The sequence below is a fragment of the Pseudomonas sp. GD04015 genome (assembly GCF_029837675.1).
In the GTDB taxonomy this organism is placed as follows: Bacteria; Pseudomonadota; Gammaproteobacteria; order Pseudomonadales; family Pseudomonadaceae; genus Aquipseudomonas; species Aquipseudomonas paralcaligenes.
The window spans coordinates 122,670-146,537 of the sequence record NZ_JAOEEE010000005.1 but is presented as its reverse complement, the minus strand read 5'-3'; the positions used below and the strand labels follow the sequence as shown (position 1 = coordinate 146,537).

Here is a 23,868-nt window from a genome sequence, read left to right as displayed (position 1 = left end):
CTGCGTGCCCGGGTATTCCCCGGTATCTGCCCGCGACGCCGGCTGACGCCGTGTTCCTTCCTGGGGCGCTGGCGGCCTCAAAGAATCGAGACTGAATGAAGTCTGGTGCATCAATCTGGTGCGCATGTGTTTTGTTATCTGCCCTGTTTTGGTGATTTTTATTTTTCCTATCACGCAGGCATCTTTCTTTATTTCGTTTTTGCGACATTCGATGTTCATTGGGCGTCATTTTTGGCTTTGTCCATCCATTTCATCGTGTGTAGAATGGCCCCCCTTTTGCTTAGGCAAAGCGGGCGTATGCGCCAAGCAGATGCTCCGAATTAGAAAGACATTGCCTTCCGGGAAGGCATCCTGGTGAGAGTTCTATGAAAGCCGGCCTATTCCATCCTGATGAGTTCAAGGACAACTGCGGCTTCGGCCTGATCGCCCACATGGAAGGTGAGGCGAGTCATCACTTGCTGAAGACCGCCATCGAAGCCCTGACCTGCATGACCCACCGTGGCGGCATCAACGCCGACGGCAAGACCGGTGACGGTTGCGGTCTGCTGATCCAGAAGCCCGACCTGTTCCTGCGCGCGGTCGCCAGGGAGCAGTTCGGCAGCGAGCTGCCCCAGCAGTACGCCGTGGGCATGGTGTTTTTCAACCAGGACCCGGCCAAGGCCGAGGCCGCCCGCGCCAACATGAACCGCGAGATCGAGGCCGCCGGCCTGCAGCTGATCGGCTGGCGCAAGGTGCCGGTGGACACCAGCGTGCTCGGCCGCCTGGCCCTGGAGCGCCTGCCGCAGATCGAGCAGGTGTTCATCGGCGGCGAAGGCCTGGACGACCAGCCGTTCGCCATCAAGCTGTTCAGCGCTCGTCGCCGCTCCTCGGTAGCCAACGCCGCCGACACCGAGCACTACATCTGCAGCTTCTCGCCGAAGACCATCATCTATAAAGGCCTGATGATGCCGGCGGACCTGCAGCAGTTCTACCCGGACCTCGGCGACGAGCGTCTGCAGACCGCGATCTGCGTATTCCACCAGCGCTTCTCCACCAACACCCTGCCGAAATGGCCGCTGGCGCAGCCGTTCCGCTTCCTCGCCCACAACGGCGAGATCAACACCATCACCGGCAACCGCAACTGGGCCGTGGCCCGTCGCCTGAAGTTCGCCAACGAGCTGATTCCGGACCTGGAAGAGCTGGGCCCGCTGGTCAACCGCGTCGGCTCCGACTCGTCGAGCATGGACAACATGCTCGAGCTGATGGTCACCGGCGGCATCGACCTGTTCCGCGGCGTGCGCATGATCATTCCGCCGGCCTGGCAGAACATGGAGACCATGGACGCCGACCTGCGCGCGTTCTATGAGTACAACTCCATGCACATGGAGCCGTGGGACGGCCCCGCCGGCGTGGTGATGACCGACGGTCGTCACGCCGTCTGCCTGCTCGACCGCAACGGCCTGCGCCCGGCGCGCTGGGTCACCACCAAGAACGGCTACATCACCCTGGCGTCGGAAATCGGCGTGTGGGACTACAAGCCGGAAGACGTGATCGCCAAGGGCCGGGTCGGCCCGGGCCAGATCCTCGCGGTGGACACCGAGACCGGCCAGGTGCTGGACACCGACGCCATCGACAACCGTCTGAAGTCGCGCCACCCCTACAAGCAGTGGCTGCGTCAGAACGCCGTGCGCATCCAGGCCAAGCTGGACGACGACCAAGGCGTGGCCAGCTACGACGCCGACCAGCTCAAGCAGTACATGAAGATGTTCCAGGTCACCTTCGAGGAGCGTGACCAGGTGCTGCGTCCGCTCGGCGAGCAGGGCCAGGAAGCCGTGGGTTCGATGGGCGACGACACGCCGATGGCTGTGCTGTCGCAGCGCATCCGCTCGCCTTTCGACTACTTCCGTCAGCAGTTCGCCCAGGTGACCAACCCGCCGATCGACCCGCTGCGCGAGTCGATCGTGATGTCCCTGGAAATCTGCCTGGGCGCCGAGCGCAATATCTTCGAAGAGTCCCCGGCCCACGCCAGCCGCGTCATGCTGAGCAGCCCGGTGATCTCCCCGGCCAAGTGGCGCGCGCTGATGAGCCTGACCACCCCGGGCTTCGAGCGTCACGTCATCGACCTCAACTACGACCCGGCCATCGGCCTGGAAGCCGCGGTGCGCAACATCGCCGACCAGGCCGAGGAAGCCGTGCGCGGCGGCAAGGTGCTGCTGGTCCTTACCGACCGTCACATCGCCCCGGGCAAGCTGCCGGCGCATGCCGCGCTGGCCACCGGCGCCGTGCACCACCGCCTGACCGAGAAAGGCCTGCGTTGCGACTGCAACATCCTGGTCGAGACCGCCACCGCCCGTGACCCGCACCACTTCGCCGTGCTGGTGGGCTTCGGCGCCTCCGCCGTGTACCCGTTCCTGGCGTACGAGGTGCTGGCCGACCTGATCCGTACCGGTGAAGTGCTGGGCGACCTCTACGAGGTGTTCAAGTACTACCGCAAGGGCATCTCCAAGGGCCTGCTGAAAATCCTGTCGAAGATGGGCATCTCCACCGTCGCCTCCTACCGTGGCGCCCAGCTGTTCGAGGCCGTCGGCCTGTCCGATGAAGTCACCGAGCTGTGCTTCCGCGGCGTTGCCAGCCGCATCCAGGGCGCGCGCTTCGTCGACATTGAGGCCGAGCAGAAGCTGCTGGCCGCCGAGGCCTGGAACAACCGCAAGGCCATCCAGCAGGGCGGTCTGCTCAAGTTCGTCTACGGTGGCGAGTACCACGCCTACAACCCGGATGTGGTCAACACCCTGCAGGCCGCCGTGCAGCAGGGCAGCTACGAGAAGTACCTAGAGTACGCCGCGCTGGTGGACAACCGCCCGGTGTCGATGATCCGCGACCTGCTGCAGCTCAAGCTGGCCGACCAGCCGCTGCCGCTGGATGAGGTCGAGTCGCTGGGTGAGGTGCTCAAGCGCTTCGACTCCGCCGGTATTTCCCTTGGCGCTCTGTCACCGGAAGCCCATGAGGCCATCGCCGAGGCGATGAACCGCCTGGGCGCTCGCTCCAACTCCGGCGAGGGCGGCGAAGACCCGGCCCGCTACGGCACCGTGCGCAGCTCGAAGATCAAGCAGGTGGCCACCGGCCGCTTCGGTGTGACCCCGGAATACCTGGTCAACGCCGAAGTGCTGCAGATCAAGGTCGCCCAGGGCGCCAAGCCCGGCGAGGGCGGCCAGCTGCCCGGCGGCAAGGTCAACGGTCTGATCGCGCGTCTGCGCTATGCCGTGCCCGGCGTGACCCTGATCTCGCCGCCGCCGCACCACGACATCTACTCGATCGAGGACTTGTCGCAGCTGATCTTCGACCTCAAGCAGGTCAACCCGGCCGCGCTGGTCTCGGTCAAGCTGGTGGCGGAAGCCGGTGTCGGCACCATCGCCGCCGGCGTGGCCAAGGCCTACGCCGACCTGATCACCATCTCCGGCTACGACGGTGGTACCGGCGCATCGCCGCTGACCTCGATCAAGTACGCTGGTTCGCCGTGGGAGCTCGGCCTGGCCGAAACCCACCAGACCCTGCGCGGCAACGACCTGCGCGGCAAGGTGCGGGTGCAGACCGACGGCGGCCTGAAGACCGGCCTCGACGTGATCAAGGCCGCCATCCTCGGCGCCGAGAGCTTCGGCTTCGGCACCGGCCCGATGGTCGCCCTGGGCTGCAAGTACCTGCGCATCTGTCACCTGAACAACTGCGCCACCGGCGTGGCCACCCAGAACGACAAGCTGCGCAAGGACCACTTCATCGGCACCGTCGAAATGGTGATGAACTACTTCACCTTCGTCGCCGAAGACACCCGCCAGTGGCTGGCCAAGCTGGGCGTGCGCAGCCTGGGCGAACTGATCGGGCGTACCGACCTGCTCGACGTGCTGCCGGGCGATACCGACAAGCAGGGCAACCTGGATCTGACTCCGCTGCTTGGCAGCGACCGTATCCCGGCCGACAAGCCGCAGTTCTGCGAAGTCGAGAAGAACCCGCCGTTCGACCAGGGCCTGCTGGCCGAGAAGATGGTCGAGCTGGCCCAGGCCGCCATCACCGGCAAGACCGGCGGCGAGTACGAACTGGATATCTGCAACTGCGACCGCTCCATCGGTGCCCGTGTCTCCGGCGAGATCGCCAAGCAGCACGGCAACCAGGGTATGAAGGACGCGCCGATCACCTTCCGCTTCAAGGGCACCGCGGGTCAGAGCTTCGGCGTGTGGAACGCCGGCGGCCTGTACCTGCGCCTGGAAGGCGATGCCAACGACTACGTCGGCAAGGGCATGACCGGCGGCAAGCTGGTGATCACGCCGCCGGCCGGCAGCCCGTTCAAGACCCAGGAGTCGGCCATCGTCGGCAACACCTGCCTGTACGGTGCCACCGGTGGCCGTCTGTTCGCCGCCGGCACCGCGGGCGAGCGTTTCGCCGTGCGCAACTCCGGCGCCCACGCCATCGTGGAAGGTACCGGTGACCACTGCTGCGAATACATGACCGGCGGTTTCGTCTGCGTGCTGGGCAAGACCGGGGTGAACTTCGGTTCGGGCATGACCGGCGGCTTCGCCTACGTGCTCGACCTGGACAACAGCTTCGTCGACCGCGTCAACCACGAACTGGTGGAGATCCAGCGCATCAGCAACGAGGCCATGGAGGCCTACCGCAGCCATCTGCGCGAAGTGCTGGTCGAGTACGTGGCGGAAACCTCCAGTCCCTGGGGCACTCACCTGCTCGAGAACCTGGAGGACTACCTGCGCAAGTTCTGGCTGGTCAAACCAAAAGCGGCAAGCCTGGGTTCGCTGCTCAGCAGCACCCGTGCGAATCCGCAGTAATTGCGCCTGAGTAGTTTGATGAGGTTTTTGAAATGACTGAACGTCTGAACAACGACTTCCAGTTCATCGAGGTCGGGCGCAAGGATCCGAAGAAGAAGCTCCTGCGCCAGCGCAAGAAGGAGTTCGTGGAAATCTACGAACCCTTCAAACCGGCCCAGGCCGCCGACCAGGCGCACCGTTGCCTGGGCTGCGGCAACCCGTACTGCGAGTGGAAGTGCCCGGTGCACAACTTCATTCCCAACTGGTTGAAGCTGGTTTCCGAAGGCAACATCCTGGCCGCCGCCGAGCTGAGCCACCAGACCAACACCCTGCCGGAAGTCTGCGGCCGCGTGTGCCCGCAGGACCGTCTGTGCGAGGGGGCCTGCACCCTCAACGACGGCTTCGGCGCGGTGACCATCGGTTCGGTGGAGAAGTACATCACCGACACCGCCTTCGCCATGGGCTGGCGTCCGGACATGTCCAAGGTCAAGCCGACCGGCAAGCGCGTCGCCGTGATCGGCGCCGGCCCGGCCGGCCTGGGCTGCGCCGATGTGCTGGTGCGTAACGGCGTGACCCCGGTGGTGTTCGACAAGAACCCGGAGATCGGCGGCCTGCTGACCTTCGGCATCCCCGAGTTCAAGCTCGAGAAGAGTGTGCTCAGCCGTCGTCGCGAAGTGTTCACCGGCATGGGCATCGAGTTCCGCCTGAACACCGAGATCGGCAAGGACGTGACCATGCAGCAGCTGCTGGATGAGTACGACGCCGTGTTCATGGGCATGGGCACCTACACCTACATGAAGGGCGGCTTCCCGGGCGAGGACCTGCCGGGCGTCACCGACGCGCTGGACTTCCTGATCGCCAACGTCAACCGCAACCTCGGCTTCGAGAAGGCGCCGGAAGACTTCATCGACATGAAGGGCAAGCGCGTGGTCGTGCTCGGCGGCGGCGATACCGCGATGGACTGCAACCGCACCTCCATCCGCCAGGGCGCCAAGGCCGTGACCTGCGCCTACCGTCGCGACGAAGAGAACATGCCGGGCTCGCGCAAGGAAGTGAAGAACGCCAAGGAAGAGGGCGTGAAGTTCCTCTTCAACCGCCAGCCCATCGCCATCGTCGGCGAGGACAAGGTGGAAGGCGTCAAGGTGGTCGAGACCCGTCTCGGCGAGCCGGACGCCCGTGGCCGCCGTAGCCCCGAGCCGATCCCGGGTTCCGAGGAAATCATCCCGGCCGAGGCCGTGCTGATCGCCTTCGGCTTCCGTCCGAGCCCGGCCGCCTGGTTCGCCGACTTCAAGATCGACACCGACAGCCAGGGCCGTGTGGTGGCGCCGGAGCAGAACCAGTTCAAGCACCAGACCAGCAACCCGAAGATCTTCGCCGGTGGCGACATGGTCCGCGGTTCCGACCTGGTGGTGACGGCGATCTTCGAGGGCCGCAACGCTGCCGAAGGCATCCTGGATTATCTCGGGGTCTGACCCGGAGGACTCCGGCGGTGCGCATGGCGCACCCTGCGGTCGCGGCAAATCGTCGCGATGGACAAAAGGCACGGCACTCGCCGTGCCTTTTGTTTTTGGGTCTGCGAAAATGCCCGCACTTTTTCTGCGCCAAGGCGCGCGGCCTGCCTGTGATCCAGCAGCCCGCCCGGAGGAGGGGGCCGCCGCCGTGTGCCGCCTACATACTCCCGCCGCAACGCTCCCTGCCGATTTCCAGGAACCCTGCCGATGTCCGCCCTGAAGAACGACCGTTTCCTGCGCGCCCTGCTCAAGCAACCCGTCGACGTCACCCCCGTGTGGATGATGCGCCAGGCCGGTCGTTACCTGCCGGAGTACCGCGCCACCCGTACCAAGGCCGGTGACTTCGTCAGCCTGATGAAGAACCCCGAGCTGGCCTGCGAGGTCACTATCCAGCCGCTGGATCGCTACCCGCAGATCGACGCCGCGATCCTCTTCTCCGACATCCTCACCATCCCCGACGCCATGGGCCAGGGCCTGTACTTCGAGACCGGCGAGGGGCCGCGCTTCAAGAAAGTCATCAGTTCGATGGCCGATATCGAGGCCCTGCCGATTCCCGATGCCGAGCAGGACCTGGGCTACGTGATGGATGCCGTGCGCACCATCCGCCGCGAGCTGAACGGCCGCGTGCCGCTGATCGGCTTCTCCGGCAGCCCCTGGACCCTGGCCACCTACATGGTCGAGGGCGGCTCCAGCCGCGACTTCCGCAAGTCCAAGGCGATGCTCTACGACAACCCGCAGGCCATGCACGCGCTGCTCGACAAGCTGGCCCGCTCGATTACCGTCTACCTCAACGGCCAGATCGAGGCCGGCGCCCAGGCCGTGCAGATCTTCGACTCCTGGGGCGGCGCGCTGTCGTCGGCCGCCTACCAGGAATTTTCCCTGCGCTACATGAAGCAGATCGTCGACGGCCTGATCCGTGAACACGACGGTCGCCGAGTGCCGGTGATCCTGTTCACCAAGGGCGGCGGCCTGTGGCTGGAATCCATGGCCGAGACCGGCGCCGAGGCCCTGGGCCTGGACTGGACCTGCGACATCGGCAGCGCGCGTCAGCGTGTCGGCGGCAAGGTCGCCCTGCAGGGCAACATGGACCCGGCCGTGCTGCACGCCAGGCCGGAAGCCATCCGCGCCGAGGTGGCGCGTATTCTCGCCGCCTACGGCCCGGGCACCGGCCAGGTGTTCAACCTCGGCCACGGCATCACCCCGGAAGTGCCGCCGGAGCATGCCAAGGCCTTCTTCGAGGCCGTGCACGAGCTGTCGGCGCAGTACCACCAGCAGTAACGACAAGGGCCGCAAATGCGGCCCTTGTGCTATTCGCGCTCAGGTTCAGTCGCGAGCGTAGCCCGCTCTTGCGGACGTTTCGGCCAGCAACCGGTCGATCACCGGCGTCATCTTGGTTTCCGTGCTCTGATACTTCTTGACCGCCAGCAGACCGCGGCCACGGAAGCGGTAGTAGGCGCTGGCCAGCACGCGCCCCTGGGGATCGCGGATGCGCAGTTCGGCCATCGACAGGTAGGTGACCACCGACCAGGAGCGCCGCGCCGTGTAGTCGAGTATCTGCGGGCAGCCGCTGGCGGGTACCTGCTTGTACAGGCGGGTTTCTATGCCGTGGCGGGTGAAGCCGCGCTGCAGGGTGCCGAGGAAGTCATCCACCTGCACCTCGGGGTTCTCCTCGATGCAGACGACGGTAGCGGGTGTCTTCAGGGGATCGACGCGGATGGTGGTACAGGCGCTGCTCAGGGCGATCAGCGGCAACAGCAGGCACAGGCGCGGTAGCGACATGCGGAGTCCTCGAAGGGCCGCATGGAACAGCGGATGCGCCCGGATGGGGCCGGCCGAGCCGGCTGGGTAGCAACGATCTCGCGAGCTAGCGTCAGGCTAGGCGCAACGACTAGCGAGAGTAACAGCTGGCTGACCCGAAGGGTGAGCACCAGCGAATAAGTCGGGCCAGGGCGCACGGTTTACGAGGTGTAAACGAGCAGCCCGAGCCCGGCTTCAACGACGCCTGGCCGACACGCAGCAGATCGTTACTTGACGTTGGCCAGGTCTGCCTTCAGGGCGACACCGGCCACCACCGCGCCGGCGTGGCACTCGTACTTCTGGGCGTCGGAATAGACCACGTTCTTGTAGTTGCTGACGATGTTGACCACGGCGTTGGCGCCGGCCTGCTTGGCGGCGTTCTGCATGCGGATCAGGGCCGACTGCAGGGCCCAGGAGCAGGCAGCCTCGTCGCTCTTGTTGAAGGCGTTGGTCTTCTGGTGGGTGGTCACGCCGGACTTGACCACGCTGGCCTTGACCGGATTGCCGGCCAGGTAGAACTTCACGCTGCCGTCCAGGCGCCCGGCGTTGAGGGCTTCCTGCACCACTTGGTCGAATGGCAGGAAGTGAGTAGTGTCGCGGGCCTGGCTGACGCTCGGCAGGACGCTTAGGCACAGTGCAGCGATGATCCAGTACTTGTTTTTCATGGCTCTCTCCTTGGTGGCTTACTGCAGGGACGTGGTGTTCATGCTCTGTGCTATGCGCACTTCCTGCTGGATGGTCCGGTCGAGCTTTTTCACCAGCGCGTTGTAGCGCTTGTGAATCTTGCCGTTCTCATAATCCAGGTCGTGGCTGTCGCGGTAGCGGATGTCGTAGCGATTGGACGCGTAGTCGAGGGTAATGGAGGCGCTATGGCCGCGGAAGTCGATGCGTGCCAGGATGCGATTGGCTTCCTCTCTTTCGATGGTCCAGTTGCAACGGATCAGGGCGCGGACCAGCGCCGGACGCAAAGACTGCTCGGCCAGTTGATTGCTGGTGTGCGGCGGCACCTGCTGGTGGACCGTCAGGATCGGCTGTTGGCGGCTGCAGGCGGCGATGCCGACCAGTGCGAGGGTGAGCACGAGGTATTTGAAATGACTATGCATGGGGAACTTCCTGTCGGTGGTGGTCAAAGCCAGCGCTTGAAGATCAGCGAGGTATTGACCCCGCCGAAGGCGAAATTGTTGTTCATCACGTACTGGTGGCTCATCTGGCGGAATTCGCCGCGCAGGTAGTCCAGCTCGCCGCATTCCGGGTCGATGTTGTCCAGGTTCAGGGTGTGCACGTAGTTGTCGCCGTTCATCATCTCGATACTGAACCAGGACTCCAGCGCGCCGCAGGCGCCCAGGGTGTGGCCGAGGAAGCTCTTCTGCGAGCTGATCGGCGTGCGCGGGCCGAACAAGCTGCTGGTGGCCAGGCTCGGCCACGTCGCCCTGTGCGGTGGCGGTGCCATGGCCATTGACGTAGCCGATGGTGGAAGGTTCCAGGCCCGCGTCTTCCAGGGCCAGTTCCATGGCGCCGCGCATGGTCGCCTGTTCCGGCTTGGTGGCGTGGATGCCGTCGGAATTGCAGCCGAAGCCGACGATCTCGGCGTGGATGGTGGCGCCGCGCGCCAGGGCGTGTTCCAGCTCTTCCAGAACCAGGATGCCGGCGCCTTCGCCGATCACCAGGCCGTCGCGGCCGGCGTCGTAGGGGCGCGGCGACAGATGTGGGGTGTCGTTCTTCAGGCTGGTGGCGTACAGCGCGTCGAACACCATGGCCTCGGTCGGGCACAGTTCCTCGGCGCCGCCGGCCAGCATCATCTTCAGGCGGCCGTACTTGATCGCCTCGTAGGCGTAGCCGATGCCCTGGCTGCCACTGGTGCAGGCGCTGGACGTGGGAATCAGGCGACCCTTGAGGCCGAAGAAGATGCTGATATTGGCCGCCGTGGTGTGCGGCATCATGCGGATGTAGGAGTTGGCGTTGAGGCCGTCGGCTACGGAGTTCAGCAGCATGTTGCCGAACGCCTTGATCTCGTCGGTGCTGCCGGTGGACGAGCCGCAGGCCACGCCCATACGGCCGTCCTGAATGCGCTCGTCGCCGAGCAGGCCGGCGTGCTCCAGGGCGCGTTCGGCGGCGTACACCGCCAGCTTGGAGACGCGGCCCATGCTGCGGGTCTGCTTGCGCGTCCAGTGTTTGGGCTGGACGAAATCGTCCACCGGGCCGCCCAGGCGAGTGTTCAGCTCGCTGAAACGATCCCACTCGTCCATGCGGCGGATGCCGCTGCGACCTTGCTTGAAGGCGGCCGAAATGGTCGGCCAGTCGCAGCCCAGGGAAGTGATGCCGGCCATGCCGGTGACGACGACACGTTTCATCAGCACAGACCACCGTTCACCGCGAGGACCTGGCGGGTAATGTACGCCGCCTCCTCGGACATCAGGAAATTCACCGCCCCGGCCACTTCCTCGGGCGTGCCCATGCGGGCGGCCGGGATCATCTTGAGGATTTCCTCCACCGGTACCTGCTCGTCGAGGATCTCGGTGTCGATCAGACCCGGCGCCACGCAGTTGACCGTGATCCGGCGCTTGCCCAGTTCGATGGCCAGGGCCTTGGCGGCGCCGATCACGCCGGCCTTGGAGGCGCTGTAGTTGACCTGGCCACGGTTGCCGATCAGCCCGGAGACCGAGGTGATGCAGACGATGCGGCCCGGCGCGCGGCGGCGGATCATCGGCATGGTTAGCGGGTGCAGCACGTTGTAGAAGCCGTCCAGGTTGGTGCGCAGCACCTGGTCCCAGTCGTCGTCGGAGAGGGCCGGGAAGGCGCCGTCGCGGGTCAGGCCGGCGTTGCACACCACGCCGTAGTAGGCGCCGTGCTGCTCGACGTCGCCCTCCAGTGCTTCGCGGCAAGCGGCGCGGTCGGAGACGTCGAACTGCAGGATGCGTGCTTGCTGGCCTAGTTCGGCGATCTGCGCCTGCACGGCCTCGGCCTCGTCGCGGCGCGAGCGGCAGTGCAGGACGATATCGTGGCCGCTGCGCGCCAGGCGCAGGGCGATGGCACGGCCGATGCCGCGGCTGGAACCGGTGACCAGGATGGTTTCAGTCATTGCGATTGTTCTCGTGGCGATGGCCGTTGTAGCGATGGATCTTGCAGGTAGCTCGCCACCTGCGGCGGGCGGAACACGTTGAGGCGCGCCTCGGCCAGGATGCTGGGGCCGGACAGGCGGCATTCGAACACGCCCATGCCGTTGTCGTCCTGCAGCGAGCGCAGGGCATGGATGCGAAGCTCGGAGCCGGCCGGGAAGCGCTCGACGTTGCAGTCGTACTTGCGCGTGCCGAGGAGGAAGCCCAGCTCCACCGGCAGGCCGGCCTGGCGCGCCTGGCAGCCGGCGTAGGCGGCCACGCTCTGGGCCATCAGCTCGATGCCGACCCAGGCCGGCAGGCTGCCGTCGGCCAGGTTGAACAGGCCGCCCGGACGCACGGTGAGGCGGGTCTCGATCTCCTCGGTGCCGAAGCCGACCACCTCGTCGATCAGGATCATGTCGCCCGCGTGGGGCACCAGTTCGGCGATGGGCCAGTGGCTCATGGCGCGTCACCCAGAATCAGCGCCACGTTGTTGCCGCCGAAGGCGAAGGAGTTGCTCATCAGCCGCCGGCCCTCGGCGCGCGTGAGGCGGTCGCCGGCGCCGACCAGCTCCAGCGGCGCCAGGGCCGGATCGGCCTGGCCGTCCCACAGGTGCGGCGGCAGCAGGCCGTCGCGGTTGTGCTCGCTCAGGGCCAGCCAACAGAAGGCCGCTTCCAGCGCGCCGGCGGCGCCCAGGGTGTGGCCGGTCAGCGGCTTGGTCGAGGAGCAGGCCACGCCGGCGGGGAACAAGGTGCGCACGGCCTGGCTCTCCATGGCGTCGTTGTGCGCCGTGGCGGTGCCGTGCAGGTTGAGGTAGTCGATGTCCGTGGCGTCGAGGCCGGCGCTGGACAGCGCCTTTTCCATCGCCACGCGGGCGCCCAGGCCCTCGGGGTGCGGTGCGGAGATGTGGTGCGCGTCGGAGCTGGCGCCGCCGCCGAAGAAGGCGATGGGGCTGGCCTCTTTCGTCATCAGGAACAGCGCTGCGCCCTCGCCGATATTGATGCCGTGGCGGTTCACCGAGAAGGGATTACAGGACTCGGCGGACACTGCCTCCAGGGCCGAGAAGCCGTTCAGGGTCAGCCGGCACAGGCTGTCCACACCGCCGCAGATCACCGCATCGCATAGTCCCTGTCGGAGCAGGCGGTGGGCGCTGAGCAGGGCGCGGGCGCTGGAGGTACAGGCGGTGGATTGGCAGTACACCGGGCCGGCCAGACCCAGCCAGTCGGCGAGGAAGTTGGCCGGCGCGGCCATCTCCTGCTGGGCGTAGTCGTACTCGGGCGGCAGCTCGCCCTCGCGGACGAAGCGGGCGATGCTCTGGCTGGCCTCGTGGATGCCCGAGGTGCTGGTGCCCAGCACCAGGCCGACGCGGGTGGCGCCGAAGCGGGCGATGGCGGCGCGCAGCTCGGGCTCGATCTGCCGTGCGGCGGCCAGCAGCAGCTGGTTGTTGCGACTGTGGGAAGGCTCGAAGCCGGCGGGCATGTCCGGCAGGGCGGTGCGCACGGCACCGACGGTGATCCGCCGGCCGGTCACCCAGCCGTCCTCGGCGCGCATGCCGGAGGCGTCGCCGGCGAACAGCGCGTCGGCCACCGCCTGCTTGCCTTCGCCCAGGGCACAGAGCAGGCCGAGGGCATTGAGATAGCTGGGCATCAGTTGCCTTCTTCTTGATTCAGCGCGCGCACCTGGTAGGTCAGGTCGCGGGTCGCGAGGGTGAAATCCAGGGCGGAACGGTAGCGGATTCGCCAGTCCGGGTTAAGCCGGCGCTGACCGTCGGCATCGTGTTGCCAGCTACTGACCGGATAAGCGGATAGGCCCGCCTCAGGGGTCAGGGCGAACAGCAGGGCGGCAAACAGCTCGCGGGCCTCGGCATTCGGCGGCAGCAGGCCGTCGTTGCGCCACTCTCCGTGCTCCAGAAGCTGGCGTGCCAGCGGCACGCCGAGCGGATCGAACAGCGACCAGCGCAGCGCCTGGCCCTCGGCCTGCACCATCAGTAGCCAGGCCTGTTCGGTGCTGGCCTGGGTACGCTCGATCTGCAGGCCGAGCGGCAGCTCCGCGACCAGCGCCGGGTTGTTCTCCGGCACGGGCGTCTGCGCGGCGCAGGCGCCGAGCGCCAGCGTCAGGGCGAGTAGCAGGATGCGCAGCGTCACGGTCTGCGCGCCACCACGTTGACCAGCGTCTCGTCGCGCTGGCCGAACGGCTTGGGCTTCATGATGCCCCAGCGCTCCAGCAGGCCGAAGTCCCTGGAGCGGCTCCACCACAGGTAGGGGTAGGAGACGTTGTTCTCGGTGAACTGGAAGCCCTGCTCGCGCAGCATGCCCAGGTATTCCTCGGCACTCTTCTGCACGTGCATCGGGTGGCGGAACAGCCAGCGGATCACCCAGGTGTCGATGTAGTACTTGGTCGACTCGGCGAACAGCAGCAGGCCGCCCGGCTTGAGTACGCGCCAGAACTCGGCCAGCGCCTGCTCCTGCTCGACCAGGTGGTGGAAGGTCTGGTGGCAGAACAGGATGTCGACGCTGGCGTCGGGTAGCTGGATGCTGGCGCAGTCGCTGGCGATCAGTTCCACGTCCAGGCCCAGTCGCTCGGCCTCGGCGCGGGAACAGTCGAGACTGTGCGGATCGGCGTCTAGGCCAATCATCCGCGCCGGGGCAAAGGCCTCCTGCAGCAGGCGGAACGAGCGGCCCTGGCCGCAGCCGGCGTCGAGCAGCACCGGCGCCTCGGGCAGCGGCGCGTCGATCAGGCGCTTGAGGTCGTTGATCGCCACCCGCAGCACGTGGTGCTGCCAGACGTGGCTCTGCAGGAACCAGAAACCGAAGCGGGTTTCCTCGACATAGGTGGGGGCGGCGCGTTCCATCGACAGGGCTTCCTCAGCTGGCAGCGCAGATTTCGGCCAGCACGCCCAGGCGGCGCTTGGGCTCGGCGACATAGGGGTTCTTCTCGTCCCAGGCGTAGCCAGCGAGGATCGAGCAGATCATGCGGCGGATGTCCGATGAGGACTTCTCGTAGAAGATCACGTCCTGGAAGGTGCCATCGTACCAACCCTGGACGTACACGCGGAACGTGTCCACGCCGCGCTTGAGCGGAAGGGCAAACTCGCTCTCCCAGTCCACCGACTCGCCGTTCAACTGGCGATGCAGCAGGCCGGCGGCCATGCTTGCCGAGCGCATGGCGATGGTCACGCCGGAGCTGAATACCGGGTCGAGGAACTCGGCGGCGTTGCCCAGCAGGGCGAAGCCCGGGCCGTGCAGGCTCTTGACGTTGGCCGAGTAGCCACCGATGGCGCGGGCCGGGGTGTCCCACACGGCGTTCTCCAGGACCTTGGCCAGGCTCGGGGTTTCCGCGACGAACTGCTTGAGACAGGCGTCCAGATCCTTCGGGTAGCCCTCGTAGTGCTCGGCGGCGGAAACCACTCCCAGGGAACAGCGGCCGTTGCTGAACGGGATGGTCCAGAACCACACGTCGCGCAGCCGGGGATGGGTGGTGATGAGGATCTTCTCGCGGTCGAAGTCGGAGGCCGGGTCGATGCGGTCCTCGATATGGGTGAACACCGCCTGGCGGATCGGGAAGGACGACGGCGTGTCGAGGTCGAGCAGGCGCGGTAGCACGCGGCCGTAGCCGCTGCCGTCGAGGACGAAGGCGCACTCGACCTGGTATTCGTGGCCGTCGGCCAGGCGGCGCACCGACAGGCGCGGGCAGTCACCGGCGAAATCGGCGGCGAAGATTTCTTCCCCGTAGCGGATCTCCACGCCCTGGCGCGCGGCCTCGTCGGCCAGCAGCTTGTCGAAGTCGGCGCGGATCACTTGGTAGGTCGAGTCCTTGCCGGCGGTGAACTTGTCGCGGAAGTCGAATTCGGTGTATCGCTCACCCCAGGCGAAGGCGGCACCGTGCTTGGTCTGGAAGCCGGCGGCCTGTACCGCGTCGAGCATGCCCGCTTCCTCGACGAAGTCCAAGCAGTGTGACAGCAGGCTCTCGCCGATGGAGAAGCGGGGGAAGCGCTGGCGCTCCAGCACCAGCACGTCGTGGCCCTGGCGCTTGAGGATGGCGGCGGCGATGGCGCCGGACGGGCCCGCGCCGATGACGACGACCTGGCGTTGTTCGACTTCAGGAGATTTCATAACGACCCCTCGCTTCTTGATGGTGGGCATGCCGCCCCAGCAGGGCCGGCAGCAGGGTAGAGAACAGGCTCATCAGCAACAGGCCGAAGTACACCAGCGAATCGATCAACTGGAGTTGCAGGAGCAGGTTGAGGAACACGATTTCGGTCAGGCCGCGGATGTTCAGCAGCAGGCTCTCGCGCCACTTGACTCGCGCCGCGGCGTCCGGGTCGGCCCAGTGTAGGCCGAGCCAGCTGCCGAGCACCTTGCTGGCCACCGGCAGCAGCAGAAGGGTACCGATGACGAGCCAGGAATAATGTTGACCTATGCCATGAAAATCCACTCGCAGCACGCCGCAGGTCAGGATCAATGGCACCGCCAGGCCGTTCATCAGCAGCTTCCACGGCCGCGCCGGCAACGGCAGGACGAACGGCTGCCTGAGCCAGGCCAGGCACAGCATGTAGGCGATACCGAACACCAGAGCGTTGAGCTTGAGCTGCTGGAACAGCAGCATCAGTGCGAAGAACGGCAGGCTGTAGAGCAGCGGGTGGCGCAGCCCTAGCCCGCGCAGCAGCAGCGGCAGGGCGGCGGCTAGGAGCGGCCAGAGCAGCGCGGCCGGGTGGCTGGTGCCCTGGGCCAGGCCGAACAGGCTCCAGCACATGAAGTCCATCAGGATCGCCGCGTGCAGCAGGCGCTTGGTCGCCGCCGCGGGGTAGCCGATGCTCTGCAGGAACAGGTAGAGCACCGGGATCGCGGTGATCGAGAACAGCAGGCCGATGCCCACCGAACTCAGCCAGCTGCGCTCGCCGGGCAGCAGCCAGAGGGCGCAGGCCAGGCCGGCCAGCATCGGTACCAGGAAGCTGGGCAGGGCGATCTTCAGGCAGGCCGGGCTGAGGTCGAGGTCGATCACGTCGCTGAGGATGTAGCCCAGCAGCAGGGCGAAGCACAGGCCGTAGGCCAGGTTCAGCCAGGTCGGCGCCAGCAGGTCCTGGGCGCCCAGCTGCCAGTGCGGCTCGACCCACCACAGCAGCAGGGCTGGAATCGCGATCGCGGCCACTAACAGCTGGCCGACGATGGGGATCAGCCGGCGGCCGCCGACGATGGCCACCAGGGCGTAGATGGCCAGCGCCAGCAGCCAGAATCCGATCGCGGTCACGCGAGCACCTCCTTGTGGGGCCGCGCGGCGGCCCAGGGCGAAAGCAGGAAGCAGAACATCAGGCCGAGGCTGATCGCCAGGCCGAAATTGGCGATGGCCGGGGTCTGGCTGATCAGCAGCAGGCCGAACGACAGCCAGGCGGTGAGCGCTGAGAGCAGGGTGCCGAGCAGGCTGACTGCCGGGCCGCCGATGTTCTCGCGCATCAGGATGGCGTAGTCGACGCCGATGGCGGTGATCAGCAGCAGGCCGAACAGGCTGAACAGGGTCAGCGGTTGGCCCAGCCAGCCGAGGCAGGCCAGCGCCGCCAGGGCCGAGAGCAGCGGTAGGCAGATCACCCGCAGGGCGCCGCCGAGGCCGAACGGCAGGCACAGCAGCAGGAGAATGGCGGCGCTGGACAGCAGCTTGAGTTCGGCGGCGCTGAGCTGGGTGGCGGCGAACAGGCCGTTCAGCTCGCCGAGGCGGTCGACCAGCTGCACGCCGTCCAGCCCCTCGGCGGCCTGGCGCAGCATCGCGGTGTCGTTCAGGCCCTGCAGGCTGACGATGCCGGCCACGCCCTGCTCGGTGCGGCCCAGCCAGAGCGGTCGCCAGGCCTCGCCCAGTGGGCCGGCCAGGGCCTGTTCGAGGGTGGGTTGCGGGGCCCGTAGCAGCTCGTCCAGTTCAGCGCGCAGGGCAGCTTCCGGCAGGCCGAGGTCGAGCAGTGGCTGCCAGTGTTGCGGCAGATCGTTCAGTGCGGCGCGCAGCGGCGCCAGTTCGCTGTCCGGCGCGCTGAGCTGGCTGAGCGCGCGGTAGCCGCGCAGGTGACCGTCGGCGACCGCGGCGTCCAGGCGCCGGCCCAGCTCGGCCTGGCGTTGCAGCAGTTGCGCTTCGTCGGCGCCGCGCACCAGGAAGAACTGGCTGGTGGGCTGCTGGCCGGTGAGTTCGGCGATGCGCCGAGCCTCGTCCATCAGCCTGGGTTCCTGGCCCAGCCACTGGCGCAGGTCGTTCTGCGGCTTCAGCTGCCACAGGCCGCCGGCGCAGAAGGCCAGCAGGGCGAGCAGCAGCGGCCAGCTGCCGGTGCGCGCCAGCAGGCGCTGGCGGTGGCGCACCAGGCGCTCGGCGGCGCGCCGCAGGCTGGGCGGCGGCGCCAGGCACAGGTTGTTCAGCCAGGCCGGCAGCAGGCACACCGAGCAGAGGAAGGCGCCGATCAGGCCGGCGGCGGAGAACAGGGCGATCTGGGTCAGCGCCGGGAAGGGCGTGAAGGCCAGCGCCAGGTAGCCGGCGAGGTTGGTGCCCAGGCTCAGGGACAGGCCCGGCAGGGTTTCGCGCAGGGCCGTCCAGCTCGACCACTGGCTGTCGCTCCAGCTCTTGCTCAGGTAGTGCTGCGGGTAGTCGGCGGCGACGCCGACCAGGCTGGCGCCGAGCACCAGGGTCAGCGCGTTGATCTGGCCGAACACCAGCACGCAGGCGGTGCAGCCGGCCAGCAGCGCCACGCCCATGGGCAGCAGGCTGACCAGCACGCGCGGGCGGCGGAAGGCGAGCAGGAGCAGCAATAGGGTGCCGAGGGTGGCGCCGCCGCCGATCAGGGTGATCTCGTGCGTGGCCTTGGCCTGGCCGGCTGCCGCGTGCAGCACGCCGCCGGCCGCCAGCAACTGGCCGCCTGCGGCCTCGACCTGCCGGCGCAGCTTGTCCACCACGGCGGCGATCTGCGGCGGCGCCTGCATGTCGAAGGCGTCGCCGCGAGTGCGCAGGCGCAGCAGCGCCCAGGTCATGCCCGGCTCCTGCAGCAGCAGGGCGCCGCTGCCCAGGTCGGCTTGGATGCGGCTGCCGGGGTTGAGTGTCTGCTGGGCGCGCAGGCCGAGACCGAGCCAGTCTTGCTCGGTGGGCAGCAGGCCGAAGCCGGAGAAGGTGTCGAACAGCTGCTGCGCCCGCTGCTCGACGAAGGTGTCCGGTTGCTCGATCAGCAACTGGCGGTCGCTTGGCGCGAGCAGGGCCAGGCGGCTGGCGCGCAGTTGCTGGCGGATGCTGTCGAGGTCGGCCTGCAGGCTCCACTGCACCTTGTCGAAACCGCCGCCGGCCTGCCAGTCCTCGCCGGCGCGGCGCACCAGTTCGATGGCGCGCTCGCGCTGTGGATGGCCGACCAGAATCAGCAGTTCCCGCGACAATGGCTCCTGCATGCGCTGCTCGGCCTGCTGCACCAGCGCATCGCCGGCGCCCTGGGGCAGCAGCGCGAGCATACTGGCCTGCACCGGCGGGCCGTCGCGCCATTGCCAGGCGGCCAGCGCCAGCAGGGCCAGCAGCAGGGCGCCGAACAGGCGCGGCAGGGCTTTTTGCAGGCTAGTGGACAAGGTCGGCGCGCTCCTGCGCGGTCAATGCGTCGCCGGCCTGGCTCTGCGGCAGCTTGAGGACGGTGCGGTCGCCCTGGGTCTCGATCAGCTCGATGCGCTCGACCAGCGCGCCGCCGTCAATGCGGATGGCGCTGAAGATCTGCTTGAGCAGCAGGGAGTGGGGGGTGAGCTGGAGCTGCCAGGCGTTCTGCTCGCCGCTGAGCTTGAGATCGAAGTCGCGCTCCAGGCCGGAACGGTCGCCCTTGAGCACGGCGAGGAACAGGCGGCTCTGCTGGGCGGCGACGTCCTGGCCGGGTTGCTGCTGCCAGCCATCGGGTGTGCGGCGGGCGATGCCGGTGTCGTCGATGCGGTAGTCCTGCTTGAGGGGCTTCTGCAGCAGCCAGAGCAGGCCGTGGTCGCGGGACAGGGTGAACTGGCCCTGGCTGGTCAGCGGGGTGGGCAGGGCGCGCAGGTGTTTCTCCTGCACGAACGGCCCACGCACCACCGCCGGTTTGGCCAGCTGGGCGCTGAGTTCGGCCAGGTCGAAGGCGTGGGCGTATGGGGTGCATATGCTCAGGAGCAGCAGGCCCGTGGCTTTGATTTGTTGGCTGATTGTCGAGCAGGCCCGATTCGAGGGTTTCGTCCCCCCGGGCGAGTTACTTTCTTCTTGCTTGCCCAAGAAGAAAGTAACCAAAGAAGAAGGGCCCCCCGGCATCCGGGTCTGGCCTGCGGCCAGACTCCCCTCGCTCCGGCACCGCTCCGGGGGCACGCCACGAAGGGACGTCCCTGTCCCTTCGTGCCTCGCTCGGCGTCCTGCCTCGCGTCCCCCTGCGCAGTGCCTGCGCTCGGCCTCCTGACGGGGAGTCTGCGCGCCTGATACTTCGTAGGGCGAGTGAAACCCGCGAGCGGTCTGTAGGAGCGAACTCTGCTCGCGAACGGGTACTCCCTCACCGGTACGCCGGCCACCCCAACCCTCTCCCGGAGGGAGAGGGGGGTGTCCGTGCAGGGCTAGAGGTTGATGCCAGCTATTCGCTGCTGATTGGGCAATGAAGATTAGGCCGGGAAACGGGGTCCCCTCAGAAGGCCGAGTGGAGTTGCTCTGTAGGGGGATGAGCCGCATGGATGCGGCGAAAGGCGTAAAGGGCCATGGATGGCCCTTGTACGCCGGCCCCCGGAAGAGCAACGGAGCGAGGGAAGTCGAGCGGAGCGAGACCCAGATGTGGGGCGCGCTTTCTCTTTGGTTACTTTCTCTTTGCGCGCGCAAAGAGAAAGTGACTCGCCCGGCGGGGCGAAACAGAACGTTCAGCAAACGTAGAAAACCAGCCGGGCGCAAACCATTCACGCAATAGCCCTCTCCACCGCCTCAACAAATACCTTCGGCGAGGCTAGCAGCATCTCCCGAGTCGCAATCTCCACCGCCACCTGCACGCTGCTGCCGCGGGTCATGCGCTCGCCGGTAGTGACGTCGGTGATCAGGTAGTTGATCTTCAACCGGTTCTCCCATTCCACCAGATCGGCCCGTACCCTGATGCGCTGGCCGAACTGCGCCCCACGGATATAGCGCACCTGCAGGTCGATGATCGGCCAGGCATAGCCCGCATCGCGCATCTGCCGGTAGTTGTGGCCCAACTTGTCGAGCAGGGCGCAGCGTGCCTCCTCGAAATACTTCACGTAGTGGCCGTGCCAGACCACCTCCATCATGTCCACGTCGAAGAACGGCACGAGGATCTCGATCTCCGCCTGCAGCACGCCTTCCTTACGCATGGGCTGCTCCTCGGCTGGTGGTGCGCATGGCGTACCCTACGAGCACCATGCACGGCGCGTGTACCTCGTCCGTAGGGTGCGCCGCGCGCACCGCAAGCAACTCACGCATAAAGTCCCCAATGGCGGCTGCGGATGCGCGCCAGGCACAGGCGCAGTTCGCCTTCCAGGGCGCGGTCCTCGATCACCGGTGGGAAGTCCTTGGCCAGCTGCGCTCGCATGACGGCCAGCGGCGCGGGGATGTCCTGCTTGCCGGCGCGCTCGCGCAGCCACACGCCCTGGTTGGCGGCCAGCAGGGTGGCAGCGGCGACCTGCTCGGTCAGCTCCAGGCTGCGCAGGGCGTCGCGCGCGGCGATGGTGCCCATGCTCACCTTGTCCTGGTTGTGGCACTCGGTGGAACGGGAGAACACGCTGGCCGGCAGGGTGTTCTTCAGCGCTTCGGCGGTCCAGGCGCTGGTGCCGATCTGCACGGCCTTGAAGCCGTGGTTGATCATCGCGGTCTCGGCCGGGGCGCCGGACAGGTTGCTCGGCAGGCCGTGGTTGTAGCGGGTGTCGACCAGCAGGGCGAGCTGGCGGTCGAGCAGGTCGGCGACGTTGCCGACCAGGTTCTTCAGGCTGTCCATGGCGAAGGCGATGTGCCCGCCGTAGAAGTGGCCGCCGTGCAGGGTGCGCTCGGCCTCGGCGTCGAACAGCGGGTTGTCGTTGGCGCTGTTCAGTTCGATCTCGATGAACTGGCGGAGCAGGCCCAGGCTGTCGGCCAGCACGCCGAGCACGTGCGGCGCGCAGCGCAGCGAGTAGCGGTCCTGCAGGCGGTGCAGCGGCGGCAGCGGCTCGGCCACGGCCAGGTCCTGGCGCAGCCAGGCGGCGACCTGGGTCTGGCCCGGGTGCGGCTTGGCGGCGAACAGGCGCTCGTCGAAGTGCTCCGGGTTGCCCTCCAGCGCCACCACGTTGAGCGCGGTGATGCGGGTGGCCAGCTGCAGCAGGTAGTCGGCGCGCGAATAGGCCAGACAGGCCAGGGCAGTCATCACCGCGGTGCCGTTCATCAGTGCCAGGGCTTCCTTGGGGCGCAGCACCAGCGGCGTCCAGCCGAGTTCTTTATGCACGTCCGCCGAGCTGCGCCGTTCGCCCTTGTACAGCACCTCGCGCTCACCGCTGAGGGTGGCGGCGACGTAGGACAGTGGGGTCAGGTCGCCGCTGGCGCCGACCGAACCCTCTTCCGGGATCAGCGGCAGCACGTCGTGTTCGAGGAAGGCCTGCAGGCGCTCCAGCAGCTCCACGCGCACCCCGGATACGCCGTGGCACAGCGACTGCAAGCGCGCGGCCAGCACGGCGCGGGTGCTGGCCTCGTCGAGCAGCCTGCCCAGGCCGCAGCCGTGGAAGGTGAACAGGTGCCGGGGCAGGGCCTCGACCTGGTGCAGCGGCACGGCCACCACGCAGGAGTCGCCGTAGCCGGTGGTCACGCCGTAAATGACGCCTTCCTTGTCCAGCAGGGTGTCGAGGAAGCGCGCGCCCTTGGCGATCTTCTCGCGCCAGGCGGCATCGCCCTGCAGTTGGGCGCGGGCGTTGCGGCTGGCCAGGGCGACCACCTGCTCGATGGTCAGCGGCGCCTCGCCGAAGGTCACGTGGTCAATCATGTGCTTTCCAGAACGGGTAGAAGTTGAACCATTGCCGCGGAGCGTTCAGGCAGCGTTCGCCAAGACGCTCGGCATAGCGTTGTACCCAGCCGCGGATCACCTCGTCGCGCTCCCGGCGCGTCCATTGCACGCATTCGGCGAAGGGCTCGAGGGTCAGCTGATAGTGGCCGTCGATCTTCAGGCAGCTCATCAGATTGGCGGGGCACTGCAGGAGCCCGGCCAATAGCCAGGGGCCCTGGGGGAAGGCAGCCGGATGGCCGAGGAAGTCCACCGTGACGTTGCGCCCGCCGTGCAGCGATACCCGGTCGCCGGCGATGGCCAGCCACTCGCCACGCTCCAGGCGTTCGGACAGCTGCAGCATGATCGCCGCGTCCAGTTCGCTGACCTGGATCAGCCGCAGGTGGCTGGCGCCAGCCTCGCCCAGCAGGCGGTTGAACTGCTCGGCGTGCTTGGTGTGCACCAGCACGTTCATCTGCACCTTCTCGCCCAGCTCGGCCAGGGCGCGGCAGACCTCGAGGTTGCCCAGGTGGGCGCCGACCAGCATCTGCCCGCGCGCTTCGAGGTGCATGCGTTCGCGTACGCAGTGGGGGTCGATCAAGATGATCTTGTCCAGGCCGAGTCGTCCGTTCCACACGTCGAGCTTGTCCAGCAAGGCCTCGGCGAACGCCATGAACTGGGCGAACACCGAGCCGAAGCGTGGCGCCAGTTCGGCGCGGCCGCTCCAGGCGGCCAGGTTGCACTGATACTGATGGATGCTGCGCCGGGCCTGGCGGCCGCACACGAAGAAGTACAGGACGATGGCGTACAGCAGCGGGGTCAGGGCGCGGCGGCCGAGCAGGCGCACGGCGCCGGCGGTAAACTTCATCAGCAGGAAGCTGCCGCGCTCGCGCTGGCCGGCCCAGTGTTCGGTTCTCCGGGCGCTCATCCGCGCCACCTGCGCCAGAGGATCAGCGGCGCGCGCAGGAGCATGCCGAAGAACAGCTTGGCGTGCATCTTGGAGATCAGCACGTTGTCGTGCAGCAGGCGGAAGTGCGACAGGCCGTCGAGCGGGTAGTGCACCTTGGTCGGCAGCCATTGCATCGGCTGGTTGCGCCAGGCCAGACGCACCAGGATTTCCGGGTCGAAGTCCATGCGCCGGCCGAGGTCGGCGGAGTCGATCAGCGCCACCGTGGCCGGCAGCGGGTAGACGCGGAAGCCGCACATGGCGTCGCGGATCGACAGCGACAGGCTGTTGATCCACACCCAGACGTGGGTCAGGTAGCGGGCGTAGAGGCGGCTTTTGGGCACGCTGGCGTCGTACTGCGGATAGCCGCAGACCAAGGCCTGCGGGTGTGTGCGGGAGGTGGCGAGGAAGGTGGCGATATCGGCCAGGTCGTGCTGGCCGTCTGCGTCCACCTGCAGGGCGTGGGAAAAGCCCAGGCGCTGCGCTTCGCGTAGGCCGGCCATGACCGCACCGCCCTTGCCCTGGTTGAGCGGTAGGCGCACCAGATGGGTGTTCGCCTGTCTGGCCAGCGCATCCATCACCGCCGCACATTCCGCGCTGGAGGCATCGTCCACCAGCACGCAGGGCAGGCCGGCTTCGTGCAGCGCGGCGACCACCACGGGCAGGGCGTGCTCGTGGTTGTACACCGGGATGACGGCGCAGGGGTTATGTATGGACAGAGTCATCATTTCCTTACTCCGTCATTCCCGCGCAGGCGGGAATCCAGATCAGGCCTGCACCGATCTGC

Annotated in this window: 19 protein-coding genes and 1 pseudogene; 3 read left to right on the top strand and 17 right to left on the bottom strand. The window is 67.2% G+C overall.

From position 1 onward, the window contains the following. The first annotated feature begins 365 nt into the window (after positions 1–365). The 3 genes from gltB (at position 366) to hemE (ending at position 7,579) form a co-directional block, all read left to right on the top strand. Positions 366–4,811, top strand: a complete 4,446-nt coding sequence (gltB, locus tag N7640_RS06215) for a glutamate synthase large subunit (RefSeq protein WP_279901817.1) — start codon at positions 366–368, stop codon at positions 4,809–4,811. 32 nt (positions 4,812–4,843) lie between these two features. Further along, positions 4,844–6,262 carry an FAD-dependent oxidoreductase gene (locus N7640_RS06210; protein ID WP_279901819.1) on the top strand — a complete coding sequence of 473 codons (1,419 nt, stop codon included), beginning with the start codon at positions 4,844–4,846 and terminating at the stop codon, positions 6,260–6,262. A gap of 246 nt (positions 6,263–6,508) precedes the next feature. Then, positions 6,509–7,579, top strand: a complete 1,071-nt coding sequence (gene hemE, locus N7640_RS06205) for a uroporphyrinogen decarboxylase (RefSeq protein ID WP_279901820.1) — start codon at positions 6,509–6,511, stop codon at positions 7,577–7,579. Between the two features lie 45 nt (positions 7,580–7,624). Here the strand turns inward: hemE and N7640_RS06200 are convergent, their stop codons facing one another. The 17 genes and pseudogenes from N7640_RS06200 to N7640_RS06120 all read right to left on the bottom strand — a co-directional run bounded on the left by N7640_RS06200 (position 7,625) and on the right by N7640_RS06120 (position 23,794). Continuing rightward, the gene (locus N7640_RS06200) at positions 7,625–8,080 is read right to left on the bottom strand and encodes an Sbal_3080 family lipoprotein (RefSeq protein WP_279901822.1); all 456 of its coding nucleotides are present in this window, start codon (positions 8,078–8,080) and stop codon (positions 7,625–7,627) included. A 245-nt stretch (positions 8,081–8,325) separates the two neighbouring features. Then, positions 8,326–8,763, bottom strand: coding sequence for an excinuclease (locus N7640_RS06195; protein WP_220814717.1), 438 nt, complete (start codon positions 8,761–8,763; stop codon positions 8,326–8,328). 18 nt (positions 8,764–8,781) lie between these two features. After that, positions 8,782–9,201, bottom strand: coding sequence for a hypothetical protein (locus N7640_RS06190; protein ID WP_220814716.1), 420 nt, complete (start codon positions 9,199–9,201; stop codon positions 8,782–8,784). A gap of 23 nt (positions 9,202–9,224) precedes the next feature. Continuing rightward, a pseudogene (locus N7640_RS06185) lies at positions 9,225–10,449 on the bottom strand (beta-ketoacyl-ACP synthase). After that, complete coding sequence (gene fabG, locus N7640_RS06180; RefSeq protein WP_279901826.1) at positions 10,449–11,177, bottom strand: 3-oxoacyl-ACP reductase FabG; 729 nt, start codon at positions 11,175–11,177, stop codon at positions 10,449–10,451. Before fabG ends, N7640_RS06185 begins: the two are co-directional and overlap by 1 nt. Continuing rightward, a complete protein-coding gene (locus tag N7640_RS06175; RefSeq protein ID WP_279901828.1) occupies positions 11,174–11,656 on the bottom strand; it encodes a hotdog family protein in 483 nt (160 codons plus the stop codon). The genes fabG and N7640_RS06175 overlap by 4 nt, the downstream gene beginning before the upstream one ends. Beyond that, positions 11,653–12,840 (bottom strand): beta-ketoacyl-[acyl-carrier-protein] synthase family protein, encoded by a 1,188-nt coding sequence (locus N7640_RS06170; protein ID WP_279901829.1) that lies wholly within the window; start codon positions 12,838–12,840, stop codon positions 11,653–11,655. The genes N7640_RS06175 and N7640_RS06170 overlap by 4 nt, the downstream gene beginning before the upstream one ends. Next, on the bottom strand, positions 12,840–13,337 hold the full coding sequence (locus tag N7640_RS06165) for a hypothetical protein (RefSeq protein ID WP_279901830.1): 498 nt from the start codon (positions 13,335–13,337) through the stop codon (positions 12,840–12,842). Before N7640_RS06165 ends, N7640_RS06170 begins: the two co-directional genes overlap by 1 nt. Next, the gene (locus N7640_RS06160) at positions 13,334–14,044 is read right to left on the bottom strand and encodes a class I SAM-dependent methyltransferase (protein WP_279901832.1); all 711 of its coding nucleotides are present in this window, start codon (positions 14,042–14,044) and stop codon (positions 13,334–13,336) included. Before N7640_RS06160 ends, N7640_RS06165 begins: the two co-directional genes overlap by 4 nt. Before the next feature lie 13 nt (positions 14,045–14,057). Then, a complete protein-coding gene (locus tag N7640_RS06155) occupies positions 14,058–15,305 on the bottom strand; it encodes an NAD(P)/FAD-dependent oxidoreductase (RefSeq protein WP_279901833.1) in 1,248 nt (415 codons plus the stop codon). Beyond that, positions 15,292–16,440 carry a sodium:proton antiporter gene (locus tag N7640_RS06150; protein ID WP_279901835.1) on the bottom strand — a complete coding sequence of 383 codons (1,149 nt, stop codon included), beginning with the start codon at positions 16,438–16,440 and terminating at the stop codon, positions 15,292–15,294. The genes N7640_RS06155 and N7640_RS06150 overlap by 14 nt, the downstream gene beginning before the upstream one ends. After that, positions 16,437–18,764, bottom strand: a complete 2,328-nt coding sequence (locus N7640_RS06145) for an MMPL family transporter (RefSeq protein ID WP_279901837.1) — start codon at positions 18,762–18,764, stop codon at positions 16,437–16,439. The genes N7640_RS06150 and N7640_RS06145 overlap by 4 nt, the downstream gene beginning before the upstream one ends. Then, entirely contained in the window at positions 18,754–19,356 is a 603-nt protein-coding gene (locus N7640_RS06140; protein ID WP_279901973.1) for an outer membrane lipoprotein carrier protein LolA, read from the bottom strand. Before N7640_RS06140 ends, N7640_RS06145 begins: the two co-directional genes overlap by 11 nt. 725 nt (positions 19,357–20,081) lie before the next feature. After that, on the bottom strand, positions 20,082–20,507 hold the full coding sequence (locus N7640_RS06135) for an acyl-CoA thioesterase (RefSeq protein ID WP_279901839.1): 426 nt from the start codon (positions 20,505–20,507) through the stop codon (positions 20,082–20,084). A 101-nt stretch (positions 20,508–20,608) separates the two neighbouring features. Then, complete coding sequence (locus N7640_RS06130; RefSeq protein WP_279901841.1) at positions 20,609–22,138, bottom strand: aromatic amino acid ammonia-lyase; 1,530 nt, start codon at positions 22,136–22,138, stop codon at positions 20,609–20,611. Next, positions 22,131–23,063: a glycosyl transferase gene (locus tag N7640_RS06125; protein WP_279901843.1), complete on the bottom strand. Its 933-nt coding sequence runs from the start codon at positions 23,061–23,063 to the stop codon at positions 22,131–22,133. The genes N7640_RS06130 and N7640_RS06125 overlap by 8 nt, the downstream gene beginning before the upstream one ends. Continuing rightward, the gene (locus tag N7640_RS06120) at positions 23,060–23,794 is read right to left on the bottom strand and encodes a glycosyltransferase family 2 protein (RefSeq protein ID WP_279901975.1); all 735 of its coding nucleotides are present in this window, start codon (positions 23,792–23,794) and stop codon (positions 23,060–23,062) included. The genes N7640_RS06125 and N7640_RS06120 overlap by 4 nt, the downstream gene beginning before the upstream one ends. Between the last annotated feature and the right edge of the window lie 74 nt (positions 23,795–23,868).